We start from the raw sequence: 17,412 nt of genomic DNA, 5'->3' as shown, positions 1-17,412 counted from the left end.
TATGGAGGTTTTCATGTGCGGATTTAGTGTATTTACGGGAAAAGTTGAAGAAAAAGAATTTGAAGAGAAATTTGATCTAATCTCTCACCGAGGGCCAGATCAAAGAGCAATCCATAGGTTATCGGAAGGAACAATGGGCTTTCATCGTCTTGCAATTATGGACTTAAGTGAAGCCGGCTCACAACCTTTTATCTCAAAATCTAAAACACACCTTGTTTCTAATGGAGAAATATACAATCACCGCACTTTAAGAACTGACTATATTGACCGCTATGACTTTAAGTCTGATTCAGACTGCGAAGTTATAATTCCAATATTTGAGGAGTATGGCATTGAAAAGCTTCTCACATCACTTGATGGGGAGTTTGCATTTGCAATTGAACAAGATGGTAAATTCTATGCTGGCCGTGATCCAATTGGTATCCGTCCCCTCTTCTATGGATATGGCCTTGAAGATGGAAAGATAGCATTTGCTAGTGAAGTAAAAGCACTACAAGGTCTATGTAAGGACATTAAACCTTTTCCTCCAGGACACTACTATGCTGATGGTGAATTTACACCATACTTTGATGTTCGAAAAATTAAGTCTCGTGCAAAAGAAGATTTAGAACTTGTGTATCAAGGTATTCATGATCACTTAGTTGAAGGAGTAAAGAAACGCCTTGATGCAGATGCACCAGTAGGTTTCCTTCTTTCAGGCGGACTCGATTCGTCACTAGTATGTGCCATTGCGGCCAAACTTAGTGATCGACCTATTAAAACATTTGCCGTTGGAATTGACACAAACCCAATTGATTTAAAGTATGCACGAATTGTTGCAGACTACCTTGGCAGTGAGCACCACGAAGTCATCTTTACAAAAGAAGAAGCCTTTGAGCATCTTGGAGAACTTGTTCACAAACTTGAAACATGGGATATCACGACAATTAGAGCATCAATGGGAATGTCTCTAGTTTGTAAATACATCAAAGAGAAAACTGATGTTAAGGTTGTCCTAACAGGAGAAGTTAGTGATGAGCTCTTTGGCTATAAGTATACTGACTTTGCACCAAGCCCATTAGAGTTTCAAAAAGAAGCACAAAAACGAGTTCACGAATTATATATTTACGATGTTTTAAGAGCTGATCGCTCGATTAGTTCTCACTCACTTGAGGCCCGTGTTCCTTTCAGTGATAAGGCCTTTATCGAGTACGTCATGGGAATCGCTCCTGAGCTTAAAATGAACTGGTCAGGAGAGGGTAAATACCTTCTTAGAAAAGCATTTGACCACAGTGGCTACCTTCCTGATGAAATCCTATGGCGTGAAAAAGCGGCCTTCTCAGACGCTGTTGGGCACGATATGGTTGATTGGCTTAAGGCGCTTGCTGAAGAAAAATATAGTGAAGAAGAGCTATCAAAAGCGAGTGAAAAATACCCATATGCAACTCCATTTACGAAAGAGTCTCTTATGTATCGTGACCTCTTTGAAGGGCACTTTCCAGGGCTTTGCGGCCTTATTACAGACTTTTGGATGCCTAATAAGGAATGGGAGAACTGCCAGGTTGATGATCCATCAGCTCGAGTTTTACCTAACTATGGTGCATCTGGAGAATAAAAAAACACCTCAAAAGAGGTGTTTTTTATTTATTAAGTTTTTCTAAGCTAACACAAATTAATCGATCGCCTTTCTTTGCCTCTTGGCACTCTCCACTTATAGATTTTTCTTTTACTTGATAAGTACAGGCTGAGTTCACTGACTTATCAAGGCAAGCTTTTAACCTAGAACGATAACCGAAATTCTTAGGTAAGCTAAAAGCATTACTAGTGGTCACTAGAAAAATAATAATTAAAAGCTTCTTATTCATATCAACTCCTATTCCACCTATTATACGCGATATTTCGCTATTTCTATAACTTCTTGAAATAAAAAAGGCCCCGCATAAGCAGGGCCAAATTTAACAAGTATTAATTTTTTTAATAGGAGGCAAGCAGCTTAGTTAGCTACTTCCATCCCTTTCCCAGAGTCAATAACCTTCAGCCCTACATGCTGCATGAACTTTTCTGGCTCAGATAGATTTAGAGCAAGCTTTAGTACATCCTCAACATGTGAAACAGGGTGAATTGATAGTCCTTGCTTGATTTCCGGTGGAATCTCAAGAAGGTCTTTCTTATTCTTTTCAGGAATAACAACTGTTTTTACTCCTGCTTGCTTAGCAGCTAGCATCTTCTCTTTTAGGCCACCAATTGGAAGAACACGTCCTCTAATTGTCACCTCACCTGTCATTGCAACATCTTGCCTTACAGGAATTCCAGAGATTGCTGAAGTAATCGCTGTAACCATTGTAATCCCCGCAGAAGGACCATCTTTAGGTGTTGCTCCTTCTGGTGCATGAATATGGATATCATGCTTATCAAACCACTCAGAATCAATTCCTAAGCGACCTGAAATTGAACGAACGTAGCTCATTGCTGCCTTCGCTGATTCAGTCATAACCTCACCTAGCTTACCAGTGATTTGGATACCACCTTTACCAGGAACTGCAATAACTTCGATATGTAGAAGACAGCCACCAACTGAAGTATAAGCTAGACCATTTACTAAACCTACTTCTGGTTGTTCTTCAATTACATTATCATCAAATTTAACTGGACCTAGATACTTTTGAACTAGTTTCGAAGTGATTGAGAACTTCTTACCTTTCTCAACATCTTTCGTAACAACGTCTGTAGCAATCTTTCTAGCAATTGTATTGAACTGTCTTTCAAGCCCACGTACACCAGCTTCTTTTGTATAACCACGAACAACTTCCATGATTGTGTTATCAGTAATTGTGTATTCGTAATCTTTAAGTCCGTTATCTTTCCATGCACGTGGTGCAAGGTACTTCTTAGCGATCTGAGTTTTTTCAATTGGAGTATAACCTGCAAGGTTAATGATCTCCATTCTATCTCTAAGCGGTCCAGGGATTTGTCCTAGATCATTTGCAGTCATAACAAACATTACTTTTGATAGATCGTACTCAACTTCAATATAGTGATCACCAAAGTTTTTATTTTGAGCTGGATCTAGAACTTCTAGCATTGCTGCTGCTGGATCCCCTCTCATATCAGATGTCATTTTATCAATTTCATCTAAAAGAATAACTGGATTTGATGTTCCTGCTTTCTTAAGTGCAGAGATGATTTTACCTGGCATTGCACCTACGTAAGTACGACGGTGTCCGCGAATTTCAGATTCATCTCTTACACCACCAAGTGAAACTCTTTCAAACTTTCTACCTAGTGATTCTGCAAGTGACTGACAAATTGATGTCTTACCAACACCTGGAGGACCTGCTAAACAAAGGATCGTTCCCTTTCCTTCTGCACCAACAAGACTTCTTACCGCAAGATATTCAAGAATTCTTTCTTTAACATCTTTCATTCCAAAGTGATGATCATCAAGAACAGTTCTTGCATGAGTTACATCATTGTTATCTTCTGTATACTCTCCCCATGGTAGAGAAAGCATCCAGTCAATATAGTTTCTCACAACCGCAGATTCTGCTGACATTGGAGACATTGACTTAAGTTTCTTAATCTCTTTTTGTACCTTAGTAACAGCTTCTTCAGGCATTACTTTCTTAGCTAGGCGCTCTTCCATTTCTTGAACTTCAGATTTCTCATCTTTTTGTCCAAGCTCTTTTTGAATAGCGTTCATTTGCTCATTTAGGTAGTACTCTTTCTGAGACTTTTCCATTTGAGACTTAACGCGAGTTCTGATTCTTCTCTCAACGTTAATGATCTCGATCTCTCCTTGCATTTTTTCAAGAAGAAGTTGAAGACGTGCTTCAATATCTACAGCTTCAAGAATTTCCTGTTTTTCAGGAATCTTCATTGAAAGGTGTGCAACGATAATATCAGCTAATCTTGATGGATCAGTGATCGATGAAATGCTCATAAGTAATTCTGGTGGAATTCTCTTATTAAGTTTCACGTACTGTTCAAATACATTTTTGATTGATCTTACTGTTGCTTCAATTTTTACTTGTTCAGGAACAGCTGGAACACACTTAGTTACATCTGCCCAGTAACCTTCAGTTCTTGCTTCAAATTCCTCGATTGTTGCTCTGTACTTCCCTTCAATAAGTACCTTTACAGTATTATCTGGGAGCCTAAGCATTTGAATGATATTTACAACAGTTCCTACGTTATAAACATCTTCACGATCTGGGTTTAGGATACTAGCATCCTTTTGCGTAACTAGAAAAAGCTCGTTACCATTTTTTGATGCTTCCTCAAGGGCGTTGATTGACTTCTCTCTTCCTACAAATAGTGGAACAACCATGTGTGGAAAAATAATCATGTCTCTTAGTGGAAGTAACGGTAGGCTCTTCGACTCAGTTGACTTCTTGTCTGACATAGCACCTCCTGCACTATTAATACTTGTCAAAAAAATTCTGGGAAAAGGAAAGATTGGAAGACTTCATGTCTAATCTCTAACCCTTTTATAAATTGTATCAAGAACCTATAAATATTTTGAAACTTTTTTTGGTCGGAATCTTATGCCCCTCAATAAATTCACAGTGCATAGGCCTATATTTACAACCACTTAAGTTATCCGACAAGAGAAGACCGGTTAGCTAAAATATTCTGACATTTGAAAACTAGTGTAATTTCTACACCGCTTAAACGAACAAGGGCCAGACAAAATGCCTGGCCCTCTTTACTTATTTATTAATTTTTAAATAATTAACTATTAAGCTGATTCGATATCTTTCTTAGCTTCTAAAGTTGAGCTAGCAGTTGATTTCGTGTCTTTTCTTGGACCCTCTTCAACGCGTGGTGATTCCTTACCTGCAATAGATGCAGCAGTAATCACAACTTTATTGGCCTTATCATTTGCTGGAACATCATACATTACTTCAAGCATTGTTTGCTCGATGATGGCACGAAGTCCACGCGCACCAGTTTTTCTCGTAAGAGCTGTTTGAGCAATTGCTTTCAGTGCTTCTTCTTCGAATTCTAGTTCGATTCCATCAAATTCAAATAGTTTTTGATATTGCTTAGTAATCGCATTCTTTGGTTCAGTTAGAATTGAAACAAGTGCTTCTTCATCTAGCTCTTCAAGAAGTGCGTTTACAGGAAGACGTCCAATGAATTCAGGAATAAGACCAAACTTTGTTAAGTCTTCTGCTTCAATACCACCAAGCTTTTGAATTACTGATTCTTCGGCTTCAACAGTTTGTTTTGCAACAAGCCCCATTGGTCTCTTCGTCATACGTTTTTCAATAATCTTATCAAGACCTACGAATGCACCAGCTACAACGAAAAGGATATTTTTCGTGTTAACTTGGATGAACTCTTGTTGAGGGTGCTTACGTCCACCTTTAGGTGGAACAGATGCGACAGTCCCTTCAACGAGCTTAAGTAGTGCTTGCTGAACACCTTCACCAGATACGTCTCTAGTGATTGATGGGTTTTCAGACTTACGTGCAATCTTATCGATTTCGTCAATATAAACAATTCCACGCTCTGCTCTTTCTACATCGTAGTCACATGCTTGAAGAAGGTTAAGAATAATATTCTCAACGTCTTCCCCTACGTAACCAGCTTCAGTAAGTGAAGTTGCATCAGCAATAGCAAATGGTACGTTTAGAAACTTTGCTAGTGATTGAGCGATAAGAGTTTTACCAGAACCAGTTGGACCAGCAAGTAGAATATTCGACTTTGCAAGTTCTACTGAGTCGTCTTTTCTTTTCGTATCACCGTGAGCAATTCTCTTATAGTGATTATGAACGGCTACAGAGATAATCTTTTTTGCACGATCTTGTCCAATTACATATTGGTCAAGGTGTAGCTTAATCTCGTGTGGCTTTGGAACATTATCAAGAGCGGCTTTAGAAACAGACTTAACCGTATCTTCGTAAATGATTTCATTACACAATTCAATACACTCATCACAGATATAAACACCAGGTCCTGCAATTAGCTTTTTAACTTCTTTTTGAGATTTCCCACAGAAGTTACAAGAAAGTGAACTATTGTATGATCCATCTTTTTTAGTCATTCATTGTCCTTTAGTTTTAATTCTAAAATAGAATTATATCTTACTTCTTATTTGATTCAATAACACCATCAATAATACCTAGCTCAATTGCATCTTGTGGAGATAGGTAATTGTCGCGGTCAGTTGCTGCAACAATTTTTTCCATCGTCATATCAACTGACGAGTGCTTAATATAGATACCATTTAGTTGGTCTTTTAGTGTTTGGATTTCATTTGCCTGAATCTGAATATCAGAACACTGCCCTTGAGCTCCACCTAGTGGTTGGTGAATCATAATACGAGAGTGTGGAAGTGAGTAACGGTGTCCCTTCTCTCCAGCAGTAAGAAGAAGTGATCCCATTGAAGCAGCAAGCCCTACACAGTAAGTATAAACTGGGCAAGATACGTGTTGCATAATATCGTAAATACCAAGTCCAGCATAAACGCTTCCACCTGGTGAATTGATATAGAAATGGATTGGATCTTCTGGGTTACTCTGCTCTAGAAACATCATCTGAGCAATAAGTAGGTTGGCAACTGTATCATTAACTTGTGTACCTAAGAATACAATTCGATCAAGAAGTAGTCTTGAATAAATGTCGTATTGTCTCTCACCTCTTGCCGTTTGCTCAATAACAATTGGGTTAGGTATATGTGCCTTTGGATCCATCATTTTTTCTCCCTAGATATATATTTGGACTCTTTTCCAATTAATTTGTCTAATGCATTCAGCATTTCGGTGGGTTGGGACTATTTCTTTAGATAAATATTTGCGATTTTCTGATTAAATTCCAGCTTAAGCAACTGAAATTATTTACCCTACTATTTCTATATTTAACAAAAAGATGAACAGATTTTAACATTGCAGGTCTTGAATTTCCCCCACCCCTGCGGTTTAATTTAGCGCAAGAATTTATAAACTATTCAATAGTTATACGCGCAGAAAACAGGAGAATATTATGACTGAAACAGTTTACCCAACATCATTAGTTTCAAAAGCAGCACCAGAATTCAAAGGTAATGCAGTAGTAAATGGTGAAATCAAAGAAATTTCACTTTCAGACTTCAAAGGAAAGTGGAAAGTTCTTTTCTTTTACCCACTAGACTTCACATTTGTATGTCCAACAGAAATCACAGCATTTTCTGACAAGATTCAACTTTTCAAAGACCTTAACACTGAAGTTATCGCTTGTTCTGTTGATTCAGCTTTCTCTCACCTAGCGTGGACTAAGCAGTCAAGAAATGAAGGTGGACTTGGTGATATCAACTTCCCAATCCTTGAAGACCTTACAAAAGAAGTAGCTAGATCATACGGTGCACTTATGCCATCTGGTGACGTTGCGTTTAGAGCAACTTATATCATTGATGACAACAACATCGTTCAACACGTTTCAATCAACAACCTATCAGTTGGTAGAAATGTTGAAGAAGTTGCAAGACTTGTAGACGGTTACCAATTTACAGCTAAGCACGGAGAAGTTTGTCCGGCAGGTTGGACTAAAGGTGCTGATACAATGAAGCCAGATCCAAAAGGATCACAAGAATATTTCAACAAGCTATAATTTTAGCTCGAAATATGAAGGCCCTCAAATGAGGGCCTTTTTTAATAATAAAATCCTACTCCGATTCCCAAGCGAGTGATACTCAATTGTCGATAATCATTTTTCAATTCATGACGTTTGGCAAAGATGTTGTACCACATATTCTCACTATACTTCTGACTGTAATTGATCTGATAACGTTGACCGCTTAAGCCTCTTTGCGAATTCACAGATTGAGAAAAGCTCAAATTAAGTACAAAAGGTGTAATTATCTTTTGAGCAAATGTTAGTCCTAAGGTGCCATAATAGATGCGCTTAACCTCAGTATCTAGAGATTCACCATCCAAGAATTTACTTGAGTTATAAAGATTGAAGACTTCGTAATCAACACCACCAAAAAAACCTGTCGAATTGCGATGTGTATAAGACTTATGAGCATAAAAGCTTGCTCCAAGCTCTGGTTTAAGCTTTAAATTATTTGAAAAACTACTTCCACTATCACTCTCAATTTCTGAGGCAACAAGATATGAAATACTACCAAGGGCGACAAGTGAGAGCTTCTCAATTGATGCAGGAAAATACGAAATCCCTGCTGTTAATGTCATTGGTGAATTCTTTTGTGTTTTTAAAACTCGATTAGATGTTTTTTCTTTAAACATTCCAAGAGAAGCAGAGGTTTGAATAAAGTAGTTATGGTTGTCCCCTTTAGACTTTAAGAAGAAGTCCAAGCTCTTTCCATATACTTGGTTCGTATTTAAACCAATGTAAAAAATAATGAGTGATCTAAAAATTCTCTTTTTCACGGCCCTAATATTACCAGAGAAACACCTTAAATTTGAGAGAGGAAAAATACGCTGATAACTAATGCATATTGAATCAAATTAGGATATTCTTAACGTAATTTTTTTACAGTTATGCTAGGAGATAAAATGGAATTCATTGATCAGATCATGCTCTATATCAACACTCACGTGCACATGGCGCCATTTATAATTTTTGGACTACTCCTCTTAGCAGGCTTTAACATTCCAATTTCTGAAGATGTAATGTTATTTACTTCGGCCATTTTAGCGGCCAAGAACCCAGACTACCTATACCCACTTTTCTTCGGGGTATTTCTTGGAGCATATCTTTCAGATTTAATTTGTTACGGATTTATTGGACGCTACTTAGGCCCGAAAATTTTTAAAATTAAATTCTTTGCCTCAATGGTTACGCCAGAGCGCCTTGATATGGTTAATGCCTTCTTTAAAAAGTATGGTGTATTCACATTAATTTTTGGTCGTTTTGTTCCATTTGGATTTAGAAATGCACTCTTCCTATCAGCGGGTCTAGGACGCATGAATGCTTGGAAATTTGCCCTGTCAGACCTGCTGGCAGCAACAGTATCATGTGTTGTTTACTTCACTGTTTATTATAAATTTGGTGAGACAGCTATTGAGTATATCAAGAAGAGCAATTACGTTATCGGTGCAGTAGCACTTGCTGTAATTCTTGGTGTAATCGTCTCAAAATGGAAGAAAAAGAACGTAAACGCCTAAAATCATTAAAGTCAGAAAAAATTACAAGGCCCGTCAATTACAGTTTACAGCACGGGCCTCTTCCTCCATAATCCCGCTTGTTCACAAAAGTTGTGAAAAAAAATGAACAGTATTTGATTATTGGAGTACCGCTAAATGTTAAATTCAATCACGCAAAATAAAGTTATCAGTTTCAACGCATTTAAAAGCGAAAGAGCTAGCCGTTGTGAAAGTACTGTTCAAAGAGATTATTTCTCTAAGCTAGACTTCTCTGCCCTAATCAATGAGACAAACTCTCTTGTTGCAGAAATCAACAGTGACGACGTTATTAATAACGAATTATTAATTAAAGTAGATCAGCTAACAGCTGAATTTAAAAGCCGCATCCTTGATAATGAATCGCCAATCGACAAATATCTTTTAGCGACAATCAAGGATCTTAAGTATTCGATAAAAGCAAAACTATAGTTTTGTTCTTTATATTCTTCTCTTTTTATTTTTTGTTTTTTTTGTTTTTTTTGTTTTAAGGCCCGTCATAAGATGGGCCTTATTTTTTTGCTTCCAGCAGACTTTAGAGGGATTCTAGCGATTGATAATCGTGTAGAACTTTGGCCCTAAGAAGTGGCAACTTCATTTCAGAATCATATCCTAACAATGATGCCGTCTTTCTAAGATGTACGATATTCCCATTTTTCTTAGAAGAATTCTCAAATTGAGTTAGTAAGTAAATCATATTCTTTGAAAAGGTTGTCACGTATGAGCGTATCAGGGCCATATTCCCTGAAGTTACATGTGAAAACTTAGCACCGATAGATGGTAATAAGATTTTTTCTACTTCCGACAATCCTTCAAATGAACGAACAATATCAACTTCACAACGAATAACTTCAATATCAAAAGCGCTGTGGTCGATACTAATAAGTTTTTGAGAACTTAACTTTGAAAATTCTGGATATTGAATAAGAGATACCATGGTATGAAAGCGTGTACTTGAAGGTACACGCCCCATATCGGTAATTAACATTCCACCTTCGGAAATATTAGAACAGCGGCCCTTTAAAACATAGTCATCACAAAGATAGAGCATCTCTTGATTTACAGGTGCTCTTAAATGTTGACGATTAGCTCTCGACACTCGCTATTCCTCTATTAAAGTAATTTTGAAGCTGTTTCAGAAAGCGCAGAACGCTCACCAACAGTTAACTTCGTATGAGAGATGATCTCTTCTGTTTTCAGTCTTTCGACAACATAGCTTAGACCGTTATTAATCTCATCAAGGTATGGACTATCAATCTGCTGAGGGTCACCTGTTAAGATGATCTTAGTTCCCTCACCTGCACGAGTTACAATTGTTTTAACTTCGTGTGGAGAAAGGTTTTGGGCTTCATCAACAATTAAGTACTGACCAGGAATAGAACGACCACGAATATAAGTTAGTGGTTCGATATGTAGTAGTCCATGATCCATTAGATCAACATATGAAGAACTTGTTCCAGCTCTTCTTTGATCAAATAGGAAGTCCATATTATCAAAGATTGGTTGCATCCAAGGACCTAACTTATCGTTTACATCACCTGGAAGATAACCAAGGTCTTTCCCCATTGGCTGAATTGGACGAGAAACAAGAAGTCTTGAATATTTTTCTTGATTAATTGTCATCTCAAGTCCTGCTGCAATTGCAAGAAGAGTCTTACCTGTACCGGCCTTACCAACAAGTGATACTAACTTGATATCGTCATTTAAAAGAGCATCAAGAGCAAATTGCTGTTCCATATTTTTTGGATAAATTCCCCAAACACCTTCTCTCATTGGAATTAAAGGTACAACTCCAAGTTTACTTTTAGAGAAACGTCCCAGAAGTCTTCTTCTATCATTTCCTTCTTCATGAACAACTAAGTATTCATTTGGAAAAATTTCAAGTTCTTCCCAGTTTTCAAGCTGTAAGAAGCGATTCTTTTCATATTCTTCAAGCTTATCTTTTGGAAGTGGTAGAAAGCGATAACCTGAGTAAATTTCCTCAAGCTTAATATCTTTCATTCCGTAGTCTTCAGCATTGATACCTAAGATATCAGATTTAATTCTTAAGTTGATGTCCTTAGTGATAAGAACAACATCTTCTCCCTGCTCCTTTAAGAAGATAGCTGAGGCAAGAATTAAGTTATCATTAATAGTAAGATCAATTGTGTCGTGTTGATTTTCAATTGTCTTATCAACAGAGATGATCAGGGTTCCACCATTGTCTAACTCAACACCATCCATAAGTGATCCCTTCTTACGAAGATCATCGATGATTCTTGAGAAATAACGAGCGTTACGCCCATTCTCATTCTGATCTTTCTTAAAACGATCTACTTCTTCAACTACAACTAGTGGGATGAAGACGTCGTTAGGACCAAATTTGTTAATAGCGTTAGGATCAAATAATAATACGTTCGTATCGAGTACAAAGGTTTTTCTTGTCAAAATGCCCTCCATGACATTTAGATTGATGCGAGGAAGCCTCTCTTAATTAAATTTTAAGTTATGGTAAAAAGGGATGTCAAAGAAAAAGGGCCGTTCACCTTTGTGCGTCATGAAACTCACACAAAAGCCTAAAAAATATCCATGGATGTATCAAATAAAGAGATAAAAACAAAAAGGCGATCACCTTTTGTTTCTTGATACTCAGAACCTATTTCTACATTATTAAATCCAGCAGTAATCGTAACTGGCCATAGGCGAATCTCAGCTCCATAATTCAGATAGCCTTCGCCAAGTCCTGCAAAGAAACCAAAGAAAGGGATATTGAGCTGGGCCCCAAAGTGAATCATTCGACCAAAGCTCAAACCTTGATTGATTGGCTTAACATCAAGAGCAAGAGAATAATCAAATGCCTTCCAGTCTTGTTTTACAGCAATTCCAGTGTTAACGGCCATATTGATGCGAGGAACTTCCCCATCCCCTTGAGTCTTTTTAAAGTATGTATCACCAATATCAAGAACTGCCATTGATGCGACAAACTCTGTATTTCCCCATCCATTGGCATATTCAATACCAATATCGTGACCTGCACCAGAACCTTGGGAATAGCCAAATGTATTTTTAATATCATCAATTGAGCCTAGGCCATTTTCAATTTTTGTAATGATATTTGTCGAGAAAATATCAAATTTGTCTCGCGTCCCTTCTCTTGTTAAATATTTGAAAGAGTATCCTAGCGATAGACGCTTACCTTTCATAATTTTCTTTTTCTGCTTATTGCGACTGCCACCAATTAGATTGAAAGCAAAACCAGCTATAAATCCACGATCATAAGAGTAATCAACATTAAAGGCCGGATTTACACGGTTCTTCAAAACGATATTGGCACGATTCTTAGTAAAATAAGAAAATGAAAAATGATGGGCCTTAATCGTTGAAAAGTTAGAAGCTTCTAAATAAAGTGGGTAACCCATTAGCTGATCAGCAATACCAGCAGCATCACTTGGAAGATTATTAAAGCGATCCATATCATCGATCGCATTTGGCCCAGCTAGAATGAAATTAACAGGAGATATATCAACATCATAATTTGCACCTAAGCTAGCAGGATTGTAAAAAACAGTAAATGAATCCTGATTAGCAAGCCCCATCCATGCATTTCCCATTAACATGGCACGAGGACTCTGACCTAAAAAGAATTTCTCAAAGGCCAAAACATTGATGCTCAAAAGAGTAATGAATAGGAGCTTTAGCGTCTTTCCCATTACCTACCTTGAATGAAGTGTTTCAAAAAGTGCTGCCATATAGTAAGCAATTTGAAGTTCACTACCTGTAAAATCTGTTACACATTGAGTTTGATTTTTTATTGTCACAAGACTATTTGAAAAGCCTTTAGGCGTAATCACATTGTCGACAAAGTCTTGCCTAACAGTACTAATGTCGGCCAGAAATGTTGTTAAATCAACATCAGTAATATCACCAAGAGTGATATTTTCAAGAACATCTAATAAGTTATTAAAGTCAGTAACCAATGCGCAAGCACGTTCTAGATGTAGGCTTGAATCACCATTAGTTAAATCAATACTACCTGTATCAGCACCATCATCACATGCACCTGTCACGCCACCTGCTTGAATATATGCATCAAGATCGCCATCTCCGAAGTAAGAGTATGCGAAGAGACATTCATTAGTTCCAACTGTCCCCGCTCCTTTCGAACCAAGCGCATCAGAATTTCCAAAGAAGGCCATGCTCATACCGTTTCGAACAAAGAGCATATACATTAGAAAAGAATTTATATCGGCCGCTCCATAACTTCCAAATGTTGCTTTACGAAGCGTAGCAGACGGATCTTTTGTTGCTGGGCCAACTCCTCCAGAATAAGTTAAAACATCGATTGCTTTGCCAAGATAGTAGTAAGAAAGATCATCAATGTCAGTCATGGCCTGGGCCAATGTAAATGTTGACATTGAACTTAGGAGATCTCCACCTGTTGTAATTTTTGTGATTTCATTTAAGAAGAACTCTGTTACAGAAAAGCCTGCTTTACATGCATAAGAAGAAGCAAGTAACTTATAATAAGTTGCATCTCCACTCTGCTCTTTCATCGCAAGCATTTTACTGAGGGCCTTATCACAATCCCCAGTCGATAAATGATCTTCAACAGAAAGATAACTTCTTTCAAGTTCGATATCTTCATCGACACCACAAGAGGTGAAAAGAATTGATGTTAAGAGATAAATACTGAAAACAATTAGTTTATTCACAGCTTAATTATCTCTTAACTTAACCTTTAATTCATAGTGGGAATGAGATACCAATCTTAAATAGCTTATTCCTGAGTTAAATACTCGGCGACACTAACAATTGCGTCTTTAAAATCATCTTTTGGTAGAACAAGAGAAATTCTGGCACAATTTGGAAGACCAAAATCCCCACTAGGGACCATTGCCACACCTTTTTGCTCAAGAACTTGTTCGCAAATCTCAACAGAGTAATCCGACAGATCAGTATCCGATTTTTTAAATCGGCCAATGACAGGAGCGCTTGAGAAATCAAAGAGAAAATAAAAAGCTGACGTTACCTGATACCAGCACTTTTCTAACTTATATTCTCTTAGAACTTCTCTTAATATAAGAGCATTCTCACGTAAGTGTTTTTTAACTGGAGTTAGATACTCATCAACATGATTCATATTATAGCGAAGTAGCGCACGCTGAATTAATGAACAAGAACCTGAAGCTGTATGGCCTTGAATCTTTTTAACAGCATCAATCACATCTTCGTGTGCAATACAGTAGCCAAGTCTTAGGCCAGTTGCTGCAAGACTTTTTGAAATACCATCGACAATGATTGTACGTGACAATAACTCACGATCATATTGATAATAATATGTTGGTTTTGGGTCGTAATAATTTAATTCGTAATATATTTCATCAGAAATAATAAAAGTATTTTCATATGGCTTCACAATTTCAGCAAATTGCTTCATCCACTTTTCATTATAGAAAATCCCCGATGGATTATTTGGGCTATTTAAAACAATTGCTTTCGTTTTATCACTAATCAATTCTTTTAATTCCTCTAGGTCTGGTTCAAACGCATTAAAAACGGAAGCCTTAACTTCTTTTAAGACACCACCATTAAGAGAGATCATTTGTGGATATGAAATCCAGTATGGAGCAAAAACTATTACTTCATCACCTGGATCAACAATACTTGCAAAAATATTTGCAAGAACATGCTTTCCACCATTACCTACAACGGCCTTGAAATTATGGTCAAACTCATCAAAGCTAATGCCTCGAGAAGTTTCAACATATTCGATAATTTTTTCTAGTAACTCACTATCGCCTGCAACTGGGCTGTATTGAAAACTTTTTAGAAAGTCTAACTCTCCCCTTATTGATTCGACTAACTCCCTTGGTGGTCGATAAGGTAGTTGTCCTGCTGTAAGGTTGTAAACTTTCTTACCTTCTTGTGCCATAGCTACTGCTTTGGCATTAAGCTTTAAAGTAATACTCTCATTAATTTCTTGTGAACGCTTCGAAACATTCATTAGATCTTCCCTTTTTTAGCAATCCAGTTATAAATTGTATCTGGAACGAATTCCTTAATTACTTTTCCATGCTTATGAATTTCTTTAACAAGCGAGCTTGAAACATAGTAGTTATCTCTTTCAGTAATAAAGAAAACTGTTTCAATTTCTGGGTATAGTCTCTTATTCATTGAGGCCATCTGAAACTCTGCTTCGAAATCCCCTGTAGGTCTAAGTCCTCTAATAATTGAGCCAATGTCGTTTGCTTTTGCATAATCGACAATTAGTCCTTCCCACTTATCTGCTTTAATACGAGGCTCATCTTTAAATGTTTCATTTAACATCTCAACTCGCTCTTCAGCTGTGAAAAGAGGTTTCTTATTGCGATTGTGGGCAACAAGTATAATCACCTCATCAAAGACTGTTAGTGACCTCATTAAAATATCCTTGTGGCCATTTGTGAATGGGTCAAACGTTCCTGGGTAAATTGCTCTTTTCATTGAGTACCTAATTCCTATTATAAATTTAAATCAATTTTATACGACACCGGATTACAATGCAATTTTTGCAATATAACTTGTGCCTTGCTTGTAGACTTTAGAGAAAGTAAGAGAATGTTTTTTTAAATCTGCTTCAAGGATTCCCTTTTGACGATCGGATTCAATCCAAATCTCTCCAGAGAATGAAGATTCTTTAAGTAATTTGAGACATTCTAAGTAGACATCCTTTAATTCATATGGCGGGTCGATGAAGATGAAACTCTCATCGTATTCATCTGATGTTGACTCCAAATAACTTATACTTGTTTTTAGATAAGCTTGAGCTTTTTGCTTAATAATTGATAAATCTTCTGTGTCTACTTTTTTAGAAATCTCTATCTTATTCTTTTTTAAGACATTAAGAACTTTTGGATGGTCATCAACAAGTACGACTTTCTTCGCCCCTCTTGAAAGCGCTTCAAACCCCATAGCACCACTACCTGCGAACAAATCCACAAACAGACAATTCGTTAAGTCTTGATGAGCATCAAAGAATTTTCGTCGAAGCATAACACTCGTTGGACGAGTAATTGATTCAGGGGGAACAAAAAGGGCATGCCCTTTAGCATGCCCACCAAGTATATTTATGGCCATTTATAACCTTTTTAGTTTAAACAACATCAAATAATGTTAAGCGACTTTCTTCGCTTCTTCGGCCGAAGGAAGTGGAATATTAAAATTAGCTCCACCTTCAATACATGCCTTAAAGCCTTCTTCAGTTATTGAAACGTCTACACCATTCATTGTCAGAGTAAAGCGTCCATCAACTACACTTAATGTTGCTTGCGACCCAGCGATCGTCAAGTTTACATTAAAATTCATATTACCTGCTGCACTAAAAGTAACGTCACCACTTTCGCTAGTTGTTGGCGCAACATGCGTGAAAGAAGGCGCAGGAGTTTCTTTAGGCGCTTGATTTATCACAAGTATATTTTCATTGTCTTCATCTTTTATCACTGTTGATTGTGCATTCGCTGCCGACTCTTCTTCCATTTCGAGAGTTGTCGTAGGTGATGCTGCGTCAATTTCTTCAAGATCTTTCATTATGGCATCCATTTCAGCTTCATCAAAGCCTTCAGTAAATGCTTCTTCGAGTGATGGAGATGAATCCCCAGCAACTGCTTCTTCAATATCTTCTTGAGCAACGATTTGTGTTGTCCCTTCTTCGAATACTTCTTCCACTTCTGCAACAACCTCATCAAGAGGGTTTGACTCAGCAACCATCTCATCAAGAGGATTTGATTCAGCAACCATCTCATCAAGAGGATTTGATTCCGCAACCATTTCATCAAGAGGATTTGATTCCGCAACCATTTCATCAAGAGGATTTGATTCCGCAACCATTTCATCAAGAGGATTAGCTTGCGCCTCTAGGGCATCTAGCGGGTTTACTTCTACAGCAAACTCTTCTACTGGTGCAGATTCTGCAACGCTTTCTTCGATGACCTCTGCTACTGGCGCGCTATCAAGTTGTCCTGACAGTTCTTTATCCAGACTTGCAAATTCTGCCATGATGTCATCTAGTTCATTCTCAGAAAATCCACTTTCTACACTTTTTGCTGCTGCATCTTGAGGTTTATTTCCACCCATATAAACTCCGTCTATTGATCCAATATCACTTGTGCTTTTCGACACAGATGACAGAAACTTTAAGAAATAAACATTGTTATAAAATCAGCAACTTACAAAGCTTAAGTCGAGAATATCTATTTTTAAGCATGACAATATGAGTGGCCATCGTTATATTTTACTACCAATTTAAAAGACGCAACACACGACTTTCCTTACATAGTTTAGAATGTTAACC

General features: G+C 37.4%; 17 protein-coding genes. 4 read left to right on the top strand and 13 right to left on the bottom strand.

The features are described 5' to 3' along the window. Nucleotides 1-13 precede the first annotated feature (13 nt). A complete protein-coding gene (gene asnB, locus C0Z22_RS01140; RefSeq protein ID WP_103216492.1) occupies nt 14-1,594 on the top strand; it encodes an asparagine synthase B in 1,581 nt (526 codons plus the stop codon). A gap of 25 nt (nt 1,595-1,619) precedes the next feature. Here asnB and C0Z22_RS01135 read toward each other — a convergent pair whose 3' ends face one another. From C0Z22_RS01135 to C0Z22_RS01120, 4 genes are all read right to left on the bottom strand, one after another. Continuing rightward, nucleotides 1,620-1,844: a hypothetical protein gene (locus C0Z22_RS01135; protein ID WP_103216491.1), complete on the bottom strand. Its 225-nt coding sequence runs from the start codon at nt 1,842-1,844 to the stop codon at nt 1,620-1,622. A 128-nt stretch (nt 1,845-1,972) separates the two neighbouring features. After that, entirely contained in the window at nt 1,973-4,381 is a 2,409-nt protein-coding gene (lon, locus tag C0Z22_RS01130) for an endopeptidase La (RefSeq protein WP_103216490.1), read from the bottom strand. A 336-nt stretch (nt 4,382-4,717) separates the two neighbouring features. After that, nucleotides 4,718-6,028 (bottom strand): ATP-dependent Clp protease ATP-binding subunit ClpX, encoded by a 1,311-nt coding sequence (gene clpX / locus C0Z22_RS01125; protein WP_103216489.1) that lies wholly within the window; start codon nt 6,026-6,028, stop codon nt 4,718-4,720. A gap of 40 nt (nt 6,029-6,068) precedes the next feature. Continuing rightward, complete coding sequence (locus C0Z22_RS01120; protein WP_021266245.1) at nt 6,069-6,680, bottom strand: ATP-dependent Clp protease proteolytic subunit; 612 nt, start codon at nt 6,678-6,680, stop codon at nt 6,069-6,071. 286 nt (nt 6,681-6,966) lie between these two features. Here C0Z22_RS01120 and C0Z22_RS01115 point away from each other — a divergent pair, with 286 nt between their 5' ends. Further along, nucleotides 6,967-7,569, top strand: a complete 603-nt coding sequence (locus C0Z22_RS01115; protein WP_103216488.1) for a peroxiredoxin — start codon at nt 6,967-6,969, stop codon at nt 7,567-7,569. A 41-nt stretch (nt 7,570-7,610) separates the two neighbouring features. On the opposite strand, the gene C0Z22_RS01110 is transcribed toward C0Z22_RS01115, so the two are convergent. Beyond that, nucleotides 7,611-8,351: a hypothetical protein gene (locus C0Z22_RS01110; RefSeq protein ID WP_103216487.1), complete on the bottom strand. Its 741-nt coding sequence runs from the start codon at nt 8,349-8,351 to the stop codon at nt 7,611-7,613. Between the two features lie 126 nt (nt 8,352-8,477). On the opposite strand from C0Z22_RS01110, the gene C0Z22_RS01105 reads away from it, so the two are divergent. Both C0Z22_RS01105 and C0Z22_RS01100 read left to right on the top strand, forming a co-directional pair. After that, nucleotides 8,478-9,089 (top strand): DedA family protein, encoded by a 612-nt coding sequence (locus tag C0Z22_RS01105; RefSeq protein ID WP_233189674.1) that lies wholly within the window; start codon nt 8,478-8,480, stop codon nt 9,087-9,089. Nucleotides 9,090-9,224: 135 nt separating this feature from the next. After that, on the top strand, nt 9,225-9,536 hold the full coding sequence (locus C0Z22_RS01100) for a hypothetical protein (RefSeq protein WP_103216486.1): 312 nt from the start codon (nt 9,225-9,227) through the stop codon (nt 9,534-9,536). 103 nt (nt 9,537-9,639) lie between these two features. Here the strand turns inward: C0Z22_RS01100 and C0Z22_RS01095 are convergent, their stop codons facing one another. The 8 genes from C0Z22_RS01095 to C0Z22_RS01060 form a co-directional block, all read right to left on the bottom strand. After that, complete coding sequence (locus C0Z22_RS01095) at nt 9,640-10,203, bottom strand: PilZ domain-containing protein (protein WP_103216485.1); 564 nt, start codon at nt 10,201-10,203, stop codon at nt 9,640-9,642. Nucleotides 10,204-10,217: 14 nt separating this feature from the next. Continuing rightward, nucleotides 10,218-11,543, bottom strand: a complete 1,326-nt coding sequence (locus C0Z22_RS01090; RefSeq protein WP_103216484.1) for a PhoH family protein — start codon at nt 11,541-11,543, stop codon at nt 10,218-10,220. 116 nt (nt 11,544-11,659) lie between these two features. Further along, nucleotides 11,660-12,793 carry a hypothetical protein gene (locus C0Z22_RS01085; RefSeq protein ID WP_103216483.1) on the bottom strand — a complete coding sequence of 378 codons (1,134 nt, stop codon included), beginning with the start codon at nt 12,791-12,793 and terminating at the stop codon, nt 11,660-11,662. A 3-nt stretch (nt 12,794-12,796) separates the two neighbouring features. Further along, nucleotides 12,797-13,795: a hypothetical protein gene (locus tag C0Z22_RS01080; protein WP_103216482.1), complete on the bottom strand. Its 999-nt coding sequence runs from the start codon at nt 13,793-13,795 to the stop codon at nt 12,797-12,799. Between the two features lie 65 nt (nt 13,796-13,860). Continuing rightward, nucleotides 13,861-15,087 carry a pyridoxal phosphate-dependent aminotransferase gene (locus tag C0Z22_RS01075; RefSeq protein ID WP_103216481.1) on the bottom strand — a complete coding sequence of 409 codons (1,227 nt, stop codon included), beginning with the start codon at nt 15,085-15,087 and terminating at the stop codon, nt 13,861-13,863. After that, a complete protein-coding gene (gene coaD, locus C0Z22_RS01070; protein WP_103216480.1) occupies nt 15,087-15,566 on the bottom strand; it encodes a pantetheine-phosphate adenylyltransferase in 480 nt (159 codons plus the stop codon). The genes C0Z22_RS01075 and coaD overlap by 1 nt, the downstream gene beginning before the upstream one ends. A 51-nt stretch (nt 15,567-15,617) precedes the next feature. Continuing rightward, entirely contained in the window at nt 15,618-16,199 is a 582-nt protein-coding gene (locus C0Z22_RS01065; RefSeq protein WP_103216479.1) for an RsmD family RNA methyltransferase, read from the bottom strand. A 36-nt stretch (nt 16,200-16,235) separates the two neighbouring features. After that, a complete protein-coding gene (locus tag C0Z22_RS01060; RefSeq protein ID WP_146037744.1) occupies nt 16,236-17,240 on the bottom strand; it encodes a hypothetical protein in 1,005 nt (334 codons plus the stop codon). Nucleotides 17,241-17,412 lie beyond the last annotated feature (172 nt).

The sequence above is a fragment of the Halobacteriovorax sp. DA5 genome (genome assembly GCF_002903145.1).
Lineage (GTDB): Bacteria > Bdellovibrionota > Bacteriovoracia > Bacteriovoracales > Bacteriovoracaceae > Halobacteriovorax_A.
Note: the sequence above shows the minus strand (reverse complement) of the source record. Positions and strands in the feature narration are given on the sequence as shown.

What these genes read in the sequence shown, in the direction of transcription:
- asnB (WP_103216492.1), top strand. Translation starts at nt 14, where the DNA reads ATGTGCGGATTTAGTGTATTTACGGGAAAAGTTGAAGAAAAAGAATTT.
- C0Z22_RS01135 (WP_103216491.1), bottom strand. Translation starts at nt 1,844, where the DNA reads ATGAATAAGAAGCTTTTAATTATTATTTTTCTAGTGACCACTAGTAAT.
- lon (WP_103216490.1), bottom strand. Translation starts at nt 4,381, where the DNA reads ATGTCAGACAAGAAGTCAACTGAGTCGAAGAGCCTACCGTTACTTCCA.
- clpX (WP_103216489.1), bottom strand. Translation starts at nt 6,028, where the DNA reads ATGACTAAAAAAGATGGATCATACAATAGTTCACTTTCTTGTAACTTC.
- C0Z22_RS01120 (WP_021266245.1), bottom strand. Translation starts at nt 6,680, where the DNA reads ATGATGGATCCAAAGGCACATATACCTAACCCAATTGTTATTGAGCAA.
- C0Z22_RS01115 (WP_103216488.1), top strand. Translation starts at nt 6,967, where the DNA reads ATGACTGAAACAGTTTACCCAACATCATTAGTTTCAAAAGCAGCACCA.
- C0Z22_RS01105 (WP_233189674.1), top strand. Translation starts at nt 8,478, where the DNA reads ATGGAATTCATTGATCAGATCATGCTCTATATCAACACTCACGTGCAC.
- C0Z22_RS01100 (WP_103216486.1), top strand. Translation starts at nt 9,225, where the DNA reads ATGTTAAATTCAATCACGCAAAATAAAGTTATCAGTTTCAACGCATTT.
- C0Z22_RS01090 (WP_103216484.1), bottom strand. Translation starts at nt 11,543, where the DNA reads ATGGAGGGCATTTTGACAAGAAAAACCTTTGTACTCGATACGAACGTA.
- C0Z22_RS01085 (WP_103216483.1), bottom strand. Translation starts at nt 12,793, where the DNA reads ATGGGAAAGACGCTAAAGCTCCTATTCATTACTCTTTTGAGCATCAAT.
- C0Z22_RS01075 (WP_103216481.1), bottom strand. Translation starts at nt 15,087, where the DNA reads ATGAATGTTTCGAAGCGTTCACAAGAAATTAATGAGAGTATTACTTTA.
- coaD (WP_103216480.1), bottom strand. Translation starts at nt 15,566, where the DNA reads ATGAAAAGAGCAATTTACCCAGGAACGTTTGACCCATTCACAAATGGC.
- C0Z22_RS01065 (WP_103216479.1), bottom strand. Translation starts at nt 16,199, where the DNA reads ATGGCCATAAATATACTTGGTGGGCATGCTAAAGGGCATGCCCTTTTT.